The organism is Microcoleus sp. PH2017_28_MFU_U_A (genome assembly GCF_020738035.1).
GTDB lineage: Bacteria > Cyanobacteriota > Cyanobacteriia > Cyanobacteriales > Microcoleaceae > Microcoleus.
In genome coordinates, this window is the sequence record NZ_JAEQCX010000019.1 from 1 (window position 1) to 1103 (window position 1103).

Annotated in this window: 2 protein-coding genes; both read left to right on the forward strand. The window is 41.8% G+C overall.

Features of this window, described 5'->3' with window-relative positions:
* Positions 1-657: hypothetical protein (locus JGK14_RS00185; protein ID WP_325314559.1), on the forward strand; the 657-nt coding region annotated here is incomplete at its 5' end.
* Between the two features lie 10 nt (positions 658-667).
* A complete protein-coding gene (locus JGK14_RS00190; protein WP_293190258.1) occupies positions 668-913 on the forward strand; it encodes a hypothetical protein in 246 nt (81 codons plus the stop codon).
* The last annotated feature ends 190 nt before the right edge of the window (positions 914-1103 follow it).

Below are 1103 nucleotides of genomic sequence, written 5' to 3' on the forward strand. Positions count from 1 at the left end.
CAAAACTTGCCCAATTATCCACAAAGGTACAAGCCAATGAATTGTTGCGACAAAGTAGAAGAGATTTACAAATATCTTGGCATCGCCAAAATGAAGAAAAAGTTTAAGGTTGCCAAGCAATTCTTAGTACCAGGCGGTAATGGCAACGAGGAATGTGAGGATTACTACGCGCTATGCGAAGCGCTATTCAGAATGCTCGCTAATGGCTTGATAATCAATCCTGTCAGCAAGCCATTGGGGAGTGAATGGAAAAATGTTAATGCTACTGCTTGGGCGTCTGGCGTTTACGAAATGGTGGCAGAGTCGATGTCGAACGGAGATACCACCCAGAAGTACGAAATTTCATCAATTATGCAGCAAGTTCAAATGATGTCAGCAATTGCAAAACTTAGTCGTAAGGTAGATTTTTTGAGCGAAGCTATCGGCATGACACCTGACTTAGACACAGAGGAATTACCTGTCTGTTTTACGATTCATGAAGCTCATAAAGGTTTTGGCAAAAAACAACCCAAACAAATTGATATCAGCAAGCCGAAAACTGATAATGAGGTAGAGAAAGTTTTGGGGACGATGCTGCAACCTAGTAAGATTCCTATTGTAAAATGGGTGTTCCGCCCCGAATCCATTTCGATCGCAGCGGCATTAAGCAAATTATAGGTACTACATCATGGCTACCAAGAAACCATCTAGCAGCAAACCGAAACCAGGAGGTAAATCCCCCGGTGGCAAGAAAGAGAAGGGTAGCGCTAAGGGAACTATTAAAAATGCCCTAGCATCCAAAATAGAAGAATTGGTACGGACTAGCGAACTAGATATGATGCTCCAACGGGAAAACTTGGGCTTAGCGCCAAAGGGGGATATGAAGGAATTTATGCAGCCCTTGATAAAAAAGCTGAAGGGGCGTAGACGGTAATATTTTATACGTTGATTATTTACTCAACCGCAATAGCCGTAGTTTTTATCGGTTCTAGTCCAGGTAGTGTAGTATAAATATATACAACACTTCTCTCTTCGGACTATCTGTATCATTTTTCCTTGGTTTTAACCCTTGCCTGGTAAGCGAGGGTTTTTTGTTGTTGTATTAAAGTAGGCTCCTAAAGTAG